General features: G+C 72.2%; 9 protein-coding genes. All 9 read left to right on the plus strand.

Annotated features, from left to right (window positions below):
- Positions 1 to 5 precede the first annotated feature (5 nt).
- The 9 genes from argB (at position 6) to tyrS (ending at position 8,916) form a co-directional block, all read left to right on the plus strand.
- Positions 6 to 908, plus strand: coding sequence for an acetylglutamate kinase (gene argB, locus AH6_RS34680; protein ID WP_067488738.1), 903 nt, complete (start codon positions 6 to 8; stop codon positions 906 to 908).
- Positions 905 to 2,128, plus strand: coding sequence for an acetylornithine transaminase (locus tag AH6_RS34685; RefSeq protein WP_067488713.1), 1,224 nt, complete (start codon positions 905 to 907; stop codon positions 2,126 to 2,128). The genes argB and AH6_RS34685 overlap by 4 nt, the downstream gene beginning before the upstream one ends.
- A 3-nt stretch (positions 2,129 to 2,131) precedes the next feature.
- On the plus strand, positions 2,132 to 3,052 hold the full coding sequence (gene argF, locus AH6_RS34690) for an ornithine carbamoyltransferase (protein WP_067488714.1): 921 nt from the start codon (positions 2,132 to 2,134) through the stop codon (positions 3,050 to 3,052).
- Positions 3,049 to 3,564 carry an arginine repressor gene (locus tag AH6_RS34695; RefSeq protein WP_067488716.1) on the plus strand — a complete coding sequence of 172 codons (516 nt, stop codon included), beginning with the start codon at positions 3,049 to 3,051 and terminating at the stop codon, positions 3,562 to 3,564. The genes argF and AH6_RS34695 overlap by 4 nt, the downstream gene beginning before the upstream one ends.
- A 119-nt stretch (positions 3,565 to 3,683) precedes the next feature.
- Positions 3,684 to 4,883, plus strand: coding sequence for an argininosuccinate synthase (locus AH6_RS34700; protein ID WP_067488718.1), 1,200 nt, complete (start codon positions 3,684 to 3,686; stop codon positions 4,881 to 4,883).
- Between the two features lie 130 nt (positions 4,884 to 5,013).
- Positions 5,014 to 6,432 (plus strand): argininosuccinate lyase, encoded by a 1,419-nt coding sequence (argH, locus tag AH6_RS34705; RefSeq protein ID WP_157431907.1) that lies wholly within the window; start codon positions 5,014 to 5,016, stop codon positions 6,430 to 6,432.
- 76 nt (positions 6,433 to 6,508) lie between these two features.
- Positions 6,509 to 7,135, plus strand: a complete 627-nt coding sequence (locus tag AH6_RS34710; RefSeq protein ID WP_067488722.1) for a DNA-3-methyladenine glycosylase — start codon at positions 6,509 to 6,511, stop codon at positions 7,133 to 7,135.
- Positions 7,128 to 7,526 (plus strand): hypothetical protein, encoded by a 399-nt coding sequence (locus AH6_RS34715; RefSeq protein WP_067488723.1) that lies wholly within the window; start codon positions 7,128 to 7,130, stop codon positions 7,524 to 7,526. Before AH6_RS34710 ends, AH6_RS34715 begins: the two co-directional genes overlap by 8 nt.
- A 112-nt stretch (positions 7,527 to 7,638) precedes the next feature.
- On the plus strand, positions 7,639 to 8,916 hold the full coding sequence (gene tyrS, locus AH6_RS34720) for a tyrosine--tRNA ligase (protein WP_067488724.1): 1,278 nt from the start codon (positions 7,639 to 7,641) through the stop codon (positions 8,914 to 8,916).
- Positions 8,917 to 9,542: the final 626 nt, after the last annotated feature.

The raw sequence follows: 9,542 nt of genomic DNA on the forward strand, positions 1-9,542 counted from the left end.
CGCGCATGCGCAAGAACCGCGCCGGGGTGCTGGACAAGGCCGAGACCCTCATCAAGGCGCTGCCGTGGCTGGAGCGCTTCCACGGCACCACCGTCGTGGTCAAGTACGGCGGCCACGCCATGAGCGACGAGGCGCTGCGGCACTCGTTCGCCGAGGACATCGTGTTCCTGCGCTACGCCGGGCTGCGGCCCGTCGTGGTGCACGGCGGCGGCCCGCAGATCAACGCCGCGCTGGAGCAGGCCGGGATCGCCTCCACCTTCACCGCCGGGCTGCGGGTCACCACGCCCGAGGCCATGGAGGTGGTGCGGATGGTGCTGACCGGGCAGGTGCAGCGCGACGTGGTCGGCCTGATCAACCGGCACGGCCCGTTCGCGGTCGGCATGTCCGGCGAGGACGCCAACCTGTTCACCGCCGAGCGCAAGCCCGCGCTGGTGGACGGCGAGCCGGTCGACATCGGCCAGGTCGGCGAGATCGTCGAGGTGCAGGTCGGCGCGGTGCGCGCGCTGCTGGACGACGACCGCGTGCCGGTGGTCTCCAGCGTCGCGCGCGGCGACGACGGCGAGATCTACAACGTCAACGCCGACACCGCCGCCGCCGCCCTCGCCGTCGCGCTGGACGCCACCAAGCTGGTGGTGCTCACCGACGTGGAGGGCCTGTACGCCGACTGGCCCGACAGCGACGACGTCATCGACAGCCTCACCACCGACGAGCTGGCCATGCTGCTGCCCGAGCTGTCGGCCGGCATGGTCCCCAAGATGGAGGCGTGCCTGCACGCGGTGCGCGGCGGCGTGCCGCAGGCGCACGTGCTGGACGGCCGCGTGCCGCACTCGCTGCTGCTGGAGATCTTCACCGATGAGGGCATCGGAACGATGGTCCTGCCCACCCCCGCGGGAGCCCCCACCCCATGAGCACCGACAACAACGACGACCTGAGGGCGCGGTACGAGGCCGCGTTCATGCCCAACTACGGCGTGCCGCCGCTGGCCCTGGCGCGCGGCGAGGGCGCGACCGTCTGGGACGTGGACGGCAACGCCTACCTCGACCTGATCGCGGGCATCGCCGTCTCCTCCCTCGGCCACGGCCACCCGGCGCTGGTCCGGGCCGTCGCCGAGCAGGCCGCCGCCCTCGCCCACACCTCCAACCTGTTCCTCCAGGAGCCCGAGGTGCGGCTCGCCGAGACGCTGGTCGAGCTGGCCGGCGGCGACGCCAGGGTCTTCCTGACCAGCAGCGGCACCGAGGCCAACGAGTGCGCGCTGAAGCTCGCCATCAAGTACGGCAAGACCCACGGCCGCTCCTCCTTCGTCGCCACCGAGAACGGCTTCCACGGCCGCAGCATGGGCGCGCTGTCGCTGACCGGCAAGAAGGCGATCCGCGAGCCGTTCGGCCCGTTCGCCATCGACGTCCGCTTCGTCCCCTACGGCGACGCGGCCGCGCTCGAAGCCGCCGTCACCGAGGACTGCGCCGCGCTGTTCCTGGAGCCCACCCAGGGCGAGGGCGGCGTCGTCCCGCCGCCCGACGGCTACTTCGCCGCCGCCCGGCGCGTCTGCGACGCCACCGGCGCGCTGTTCGTCGCCGACGAGATCCAGTCCGGCATCGGCCGCACCGGCACCTGGTTCGCCTTCCAGCACGACGACGCCCGCCCCGACGTCCTCACCCTCGCCAAGGGCCTGGGCGGCGGCCTGCCGGTCGGCGCGTGCCTGGCCTTCGGCGAGCACGGCGGCATCTTCGCCAAGGGCGACCACGGCAGCACCTACGGCGGCAACCCCGTCGCGGCCGCCGCCGCCCTCGCGGTGCTCGCCACCGTCGACAAGGACGGCCTGCTGGCCAACGCGACCCGGGTCGGCGACGCCCTCGCCGCCGGGATCGCCGCCATCACCCACCCGCTGCTGGCGGGCGTGCGGGGCCGGGGCCTGTGGCGCGGCGTCGTGCTCACCGAGGCCGCCGCGCCCGCCGTCGAGGCCGCCGCCCGCGCCGCCGGGTTCCTGGTGAACGCCGTCCAGCCCGACGTGATCCGGCTCGCCCCGCCGCTCACCCTCACCGCCGAGCAGGCGCAGACGTTCGTCGACGCGCTGCCCGCCATCCTCGACACCGCACTCGACACCGCCCTGCACGCCGCGAAGGAGCACTGAGCGATGACCCGGCACTTCCTCCGCGACGACGACCTCACCCCCGCCGAGCAGGCCGAGGTGCTCGCGCTGGCCGCCGCCCTCAAGGCCGACCGGTTCTCCCGTCGGCCGCTGGAGGGCCCGCAGTCGGTGCTGGTGCTGTTCGACAAGCCCTCCACCCGCACCCGGATCTCCTTCGCCGTCGGCATCGCCGAGCTCGGCGGCCACGCCCTGGTCATGGACGCCGGCAGCAGCCAGCTCGGCCGCGGCGAGACCATCGCCGACACCGCGCGCGTCCTGGAACGCCAGGTCAGCGCGATCGTGTGGCGCACCGCCGGGCAGGAGCGCATCGAGGAGATGGCCGCCGGGACCACCGTCCCGGTCGTCAACGCCCTCACCGACGAGTTCCACCCCTGCCAGATCCTCGCCGACCTCCAGACCGTCGCCGAGGCCAAGGGCGACCTCGCCGGCGTCACCCTCGCCTACTTCGGCGACGGCGCCAACAACATGGCCCACTCCTACCTGCTGGGCTGCGCCACCGCCGGGATGCACGTGCGGATCGCCGCGCCCGACACCCTGCCGCCCGACCCCGAGGTCGTCGCCCGCGCCGAGCAGATCGCCGCCCAGACCGGCGGATCGGTCACCGTGACCGCCGACGCGAAGCGGGCCGCCGCCGGAGCCGACGTCCTCGCCACCGACACGTGGGTGTCGATGGGGCAGGAAGGCAAGGACATCGCCCGCTACGAGCCCTACGCTGTGGACGAGGCACTGCTCGCGCTCGCCGCGCCGGACGCGGTCGTGCTGCACTGCCTGCCCGCCTACCGCGGCAAGGAGATCGCCGCGTCGGTCCTCGACGGCCCGCACAGCCGTGTCTGGGACGAGGCGGAGAACCGCCTGCACGCCCAGAAGGCCCTGCTGACGTGGCTGTTGGAGAAGTCCGCCCCATGACCACCCCGATGACCAAGGCCGCCCGGCACGCCCGGGTGATCGAGCTGCTGACCCGGCACCCGGTGCACTCCCAGGGGGAGCTCGCCAAGCTCCTGCTGGACGCCGGCGTCGAGGTCACCCAGGCCACCCTGTCCCGGGACCTGGTGGAGATCGGCGCGGTCAAGCTCCGCGCCGACGACGGCAGCCTGATCTACGCCGTGCCCGGTGAGGGCGGCGAGCGCATCCGCCGCGCCCGCACCGGCGCCGCCGAGACCTTCGACGGCCGCCTCACCCGGCTGGCCGCCGAGCTGCTGGTCTCGGCCGAGGCGTCGGCCAACCTGGTCATCGTGCGCACCCCGCCCGGGGCCGCGCAGTACCTCGCCTCGGCCATCGACCACGCCGAATGGCCGACCATCCTCGGCACCGTCGCGGGAGACGACTCGATCCTGGTCATCTCCCGCCACCCTGACGGAGGGGAGGACCTCGCGCGGGCCCTCCTCAAGCTGGCCGCCGGGCGGGAACGACGAAGCTAGGGGCCGTCCGCGCCCCGGTCCCCGACGTCGCGCAGGGCCGCGCCATCGCACCGCCGCCCCGCGCACCCGCACGGCAACCCGATCCGCAGCCACATCCTTCGTACAGGAGACACACGAACATGAGCGAGCGCGTCGTACTCGCGTACTCCGGCGGCCTGGACACCTCGGTCGCCATCCCCTACCTCGCCGAGCAGACCGGCGGCGAGGTCATCGCCGTGGCGCTGGACCTCGGTCAGGGCGGCGAGGACATGGACACCATCCGCAAGCGGGCCCTGGCCTGCGGCGCGGTCGAGTCCGTGGTGGTGGACGCCAAGGAGGAGTTCGCCCGCGACTTCTGCGTCCCGGCGCTGCGCGCCAACGCCCTCTACATGGACCGCTACCCGCTGGTGTCGGGCCTGTCCCGGCCGCTGATCGTCAAGCACCTGGTCGCCGCCGCCGCGGAGTTCGGCGGCACCGTGGTCTCGCACGGCTGCACCGGCAAGGGCAACGACCAGGTCCGCTTCGAGGCCGGGCTGTCGGCGCTGAACCCGGAGCTGAAGGTCATCGCCCCGGCCCGCGACTACGCCTGGACCCGCGACAAGGCCATCGCCTTCGCCGAGGAGCGCGGCCTGCCCATCGAGGTGTCGGCCAAGTCGCCCTACTCCATCGACCAGAACCTGTGGGGCCGGGCCGTGGAGACCGGGTTCCTGGAGGACATCTGGAACGGCCCGATCGAGGACCTGTACGACTACACCGCCGACCCCGCCCAGCCGCGCGAGGCCGACGAGGTCGTCGTCACCTTCCGGGCGGGCGTGCCCGTCGCCCTCGACGGCCGCGCGCTCACCCCGTTCCAGATCATTGACGAGATGAACAAGCGCGCCGGGGCCCAGGGCGTCGGCCGCATCGACATGGTCGAGGACCGGCTCGTCGGCATCAAGAGCCGCGAGGTCTACGAGGCCCCCGCCGCCATCGCGCTGATCGCCGCGCACATGGAGCTGGAGAACGTCACCGTCGAGCGCGACCTCGCCCGCTTCAAACGCTCGGTCGACCAGCGCTGGGGCGAGCTCGTCTACGACGGCCTCTGGTTCTCCCCGCTCAAGGACTCCCTGGACGCCTTCATCGTCGACGCCCAGAAGCACGTGTCCGGCGAGGTGCGGCTGACCCTGCACGCCGGCACGGCCGTGGTCACCGGGCGGCGCAGCGACGCCTCCCTCTACAGCTACGACCTGGCCACCTACGACACCGGCGACACCTTCGACCAGAGCCTCGCCAAGGGCTTCGTCGAGCTGTGGAGCCTGCCCAGCAAGATCGCCGCCAGGCGCGACCGCGCCCAGGGCTGACCCGCGCGCGGCCGGGGGAGCGGGACACGCCCGTCCCCCCGGCCGCGGCGCGGGGTTTGGCACGACCGGGGTCCACGGTGTATCCGTGCAGGGGACCAGACAACAAGACGGTGGGAAGAAGAGGATTTCCGTGACCAAGGCACCGACGCGTCTGTGGGGCGGCCGGTTCGAAGGCGGCCCGTCGGACGCGCTCGCGCGGCTCTCGGTGAGCGTCCAGTTCGACTGGCGGCTCGCCCCCTACGACCTGATGGGCTCGCGCGCGCACGCCCGCGTCCTCAACCGGGCGGGCCTGCTGACCGACGACGAGCTGGAGCGCATGATCGGCGCCCTCGACGACCTGGAGGGGGCCTGCCGCAGCGGCGAGTTCCGGCCCACCGTCGCCGACGAGGACGTGCACACCGCCCTGGAGCGCGGCCTGCTGGAGCGCCTCGGCGCCCTCGGCGGCAAGCTGCGCGCCGGCCGCAGCCGCAACGACCAGGTCGCCACCGACCTGCGCCTGTACCTGCGCGACCACGCCCGCCAGATCGTCAGCCGCCTGGTGGAGCTGGAGACCGCCCTCATCGCGCAGGCCGAGCACAACCTCGGCGTCGCCGCGCCCGGCATGACCCACCTCCAGCACGCCCAGCCCGTGCTGTTCTCGCACCAGCTCCTCGCGCACGTCCAGCCGCTCACCCGCGACATCGACCGGCTGCGCGACTGGGACAAGCGCACCTCGGTGTCCCCGCTGGGCTCCGGCGCCCTCGCCGGCTCCTCGCTGCCGCTGGACCCGCAGGCCACCGCCGCCGAACTCGGCTTCGACGCCGCCGCGCCCAACTCCATGGACGCCGTCAGCGACCGCGACTTCGTCGCCGAGTTCCTGTTCGCGGCCGCGCTCATCGGCGTGCACCTGTCGCGCCTGGGCGAGGAGATCGTCCTGTGGGCCTCCCAGGAGTTCCGCTGGATCGAGATGGACGACACCTATGCCACCGGGTCGTCGATCATGCCGCAGAAGAAGAACCCCGACGTCGCCGAGCTGGCGCGCGGCAAGGCCGGCCGCCTCATCGGCCACCTGGTCGGCCTGCTGACCACCCTCAAGGGCCTGCCGCTCACCTACAACCGCGACCTCCAGGAGGACAAGGAGGGCGCCTTCGACGCCGTCGAGACCCTCCTGCTGGTGCTGCCCGCCATGTCCGGCCTCATCGCCACCATGCGCGTCAACACCGAGAAGCTGGAGGAGCTGGCCCCGCAGGGCTTCGCGCTGGCCACCGACCTCGCCGAGCTGCTGGTGCGGCGCGGCGTCGCCTTCCGCGACGCGCACGAGGTCGTCGGCCACCTGGTGGTGTGGTGCCAGGTCAACGACAAGGACTTCGACGACCTCACCGACGACGAGCTGGCCAAGGTGTCGCCGCACCTGACGCCCGACGTCCGCGAGGTCCTCAACGTCCCCGGCGCGCTGGCCTCCCGCAAGGCGTTCGGCGGCACCGCCCCCGACCGCGTCCGCGAGCAGCTCACCGCGCTGCGCGCCCAGGTCGACGAGCACGCCGCCTGGGCGGCCGGCTCCGAAGGCTGACGCACCGGCGCACCCGGTCCCGGCCGGGCGGTAACGTGACCGCCCGGCCGGGACCTTTCGACGATCAGGTGAGGACATGGACGCGCTGCTGCCCCGCGACTTCTTCGACCGGCCCGTGGAGCAGGTCGCGCCCGCGCTGCTGGGCCGCGTCCTCAGCCACACCACCCCCGAGGGCGAGGTCGCGGTCCGCCTCACCGAGGTCGAGGCGTACGCCGGGCCGCTGGACCCCGCCTCGCACTCCTACCGGGGCCGCACCGCCCGCAACGACGTCATGTGGGGGCCGCCGGGCCACGCCTACGTGTACTTCACCTACGGGATGCACTTCTGCGTGAACCTGGTGTGCGGGCCCGACGGCATGTCCTCGGCCGTCCTGCTGCGCGCCGGAGAGATCGTCGTGGGGGAGGACCTGGCCCGCGAGCGCCGCCCCCGTTCCACGGTCCGCGACCTGGCCCGGGGCCCGGCACGGTTGTGCCAGGCGCTCGGCATCGTCCGCGAGCACAACGGCCTGGACGTCTGCGACCCCGCCTCCACCCTGCGCGCCCTGCCGGGCGAGCCCGCCGACCCCGCACTGATCCGGACGGGTCCGCGCACCGGCGTCAGCTCCGCCAAGGACACCCCGTGGCGCTTCTGGGCCGACGGCGACCCCACCGTCTCCCCGTACCGCGTCCACGTGCCGCGCAAGCGCAAGACGACCCATGGCTGAGCGCCGCGTCCCCCGCGCGCTGGCCCCGCTCGTCCTGGGCGTGCTGCTCACCACCCTGACCGTGGCCGTGGACGGCGCGGTGAGCGATCGCACGACCATCAGCAGGTCCACGCAGCCCACCCCGGACACCTACACGGACAAGGCCACCTACAGCGCGGCGCTGGTGGAGGTGCACACCCTCCTGCTGCGCCGGCACCGCCCCTACGAACTGTGGATCACCCACCGCGAGAGCCCCGACTACGGCCACCGCGTCCAGCTCGACGGCATCGCCCCCGGCGGCGGGAAGCCCCGCATCACCGCCGCCGAGTGGCGCCCCGAAGGCGTCCGGGTGCACTTCGCGAGCGGCCACCAGACGTTCGTCCCCGCCCGCTGGTTCCTCGGCGGCCGCTGATACCGCCCATGGCCCCGACCAGCGGCGGGGCCCCGAAACCCGTTACCGTGATCGGTGCTCCATCGGACATGCTGGTGGACGTACCGAACGCACGTCGGAGACGAGGGAGAACGTGACCGACATCCTGGATGATCTCGCGTGGCGCGACCAGATCGCGCAGTCCACTGACCTGGACGAACTGCGGGCGATGCTCGCCGCGGGGCCGGTCACGCTCTATTGCGGCTTCGACCCGACCGCGCCCTCCCTGCACCTGGGCAACCTGATCCAGATCCTGACCCTGCGCCGCTTCCAGCAGGCGGGCCACCGCCCGCTCGGCCTGGTCGGCGGGGCCACCGGCCTGATCGGCGACCCCAGCGGCAAGAGCGCCGAACGTGTCCTGAACTCCGAGGACACCGTCGCCGCCTGGGTCGAGCGCATCCGCGGCCAGGTCTCCCGGTTCCTGGACTTCAACGACGGCCCGACCGGCGCGACCATGGTCAGCAACCTCGACTGGACCGGCCCCATGTCGGCCATCGAGTTCCTGCGCGACATCGGCAAGCACTTCCCGGTGAACAAGATGCTGGCCCGCGACACCGTCAAGTCGCGGCTGGACACGACCGGAATGAGCTACACCGAGTTCAGCTACGTCCTGCTCCAGTCCATGGACTTCCTTGAGCTGTACCGCCGGCACGGCTGCCGCCTGCAGACCGGCGGCAGCGACCAGTGGGGCAACCTGACCGCGGGCGTGGACCTGATCCGCCGGGTGGAGGGCGGCTCGGCGCACGCGCTGACCACCCCGCTGCTCACCAAGGCCGACGGCACCAAGTTCGGCAAGACCGCCGGCGGCGAGACCTACTGGCTCGACCCCGAACTGACCTCGCCGTACGCGTTCTTCCAGTTCTGGATCAACGCCGACGACCGGGACGTGGAGAAGCTGCTGAAGGTGTTCAGCTTCCGCTCCCGCGAGGAGATCGAGGACCTGCTCAAGCAGGGCGCCGAGCGCCCGGCCGCCCGCATCCCGCAGCGCGCCCTCGCCGAGGAGGTGACCACGCTGGTGCACGGCGCCGACGAGACCGCCGCCGTGATCGCGGCCTCCCGCGCGCTGTTCGGTCAGGGCGACCTGCGCGAACTGGACGAACGCACCCTGCGCGCGGCCCTCGCGGAGGTCCCGCGCGCCGAGCTGCCTCCGGGCGAGCTGCCGACGGTGGCGGACCTGCTGGCGGCGTCGGGCCTGTGCAAGAGCAAGTCGGAGGCGCGCCGGACCATCGCCCAGGGCGGCGCGTACCTGAACAACACGAAGGTGGAGTCGGAGGAGGCGGCACCGGAGGCGGCGGACCTGCTGCACGGCCGCTTCCTGGTGCTGCGCCGGGGCAAGCGCAACATCGGCGGCGTGGAGGTCGTGGCTCCCTGAGCGGAGCTGCTGTCCTGCGCGCGAACGCACCTGAACGCCCGTCCGGGGTCAACCCGGGCGGGCGTTCGGCCTGCTGGGAGAAAAGCTTCGGTAGATCCACGTCACAGTGGGGTCACAGGAGGCTCGATCAGAAGGGTTTCGAGAGCCGTTAAACCGGCGTTGACCTGGGGTTTCGTAGCTTGAAACCTCTGATTTGACGGTGTCGCGCAAGCGACCTAATGTTCTACCTGCCCCCCGGGGGAGCGGACGCCGAGAGGCGGCCGGCCCGGGGGACCTCCCGAAGCCAGGATCGCGACGCTGTCGCGCGTCCGGGTTGCGAGAGAGACCGAATCGCCCAAAGTTTGACAAAACGGGCGAAACGGATAAGCTTGAAGGGTTGCCCCGGAGCGGGGCTCGCGAGTAGCGGGTCAAGCGCGGTGGGTGTCCGTTTCTTGAGAACTCAACAGCGTGTTAAAAGCCAGTGCCTTTACAGACCAGGCCAATGTGCCTGGTCACCCCGTGCTGATGCTTTCGGGTGTCGGCAGGGATTTCTTTGAGGCAAGTCGATCCTCCGTTTGGGGGGTCGCATTTGCTGGGATTGTTTCCAAGGTTTGGCGCTTGAGGGTTCGCCCCTTCGAGTGTCGTTG

This window comes from Actinomadura hibisca NBRC 15177 (assembly GCF_001552635.1).
Lineage (GTDB): Bacteria > Actinomycetota > Actinomycetes > Streptosporangiales > Streptosporangiaceae > Spirillospora > Spirillospora hibisca.

Bases quoted from the DNA above. Each gene is read 5' to 3' on its own strand.
- argB (WP_067488738.1), top strand. From the start codon at position 6: ATGCGCAAGAACCGCGCCGGGGTGCTGGACAAGGCCGAGACCCTCATC.
- AH6_RS34685 (WP_067488713.1), top strand. From the start codon at position 905: ATGAGCACCGACAACAACGACGACCTGAGGGCGCGGTACGAGGCCGCG.
- argF (WP_067488714.1), top strand. From the start codon at position 2,132: ATGACCCGGCACTTCCTCCGCGACGACGACCTCACCCCCGCCGAGCAG.
- AH6_RS34695 (WP_067488716.1), top strand. From the start codon at position 3,049: ATGACCACCCCGATGACCAAGGCCGCCCGGCACGCCCGGGTGATCGAG.
- AH6_RS34700 (WP_067488718.1), top strand. From the start codon at position 3,684: ATGAGCGAGCGCGTCGTACTCGCGTACTCCGGCGGCCTGGACACCTCG.
- AH6_RS34710 (WP_067488722.1), top strand. From the start codon at position 6,509: ATGGACGCGCTGCTGCCCCGCGACTTCTTCGACCGGCCCGTGGAGCAG.
- AH6_RS34715 (WP_067488723.1), top strand. From the start codon at position 7,128: ATGGCTGAGCGCCGCGTCCCCCGCGCGCTGGCCCCGCTCGTCCTGGGC.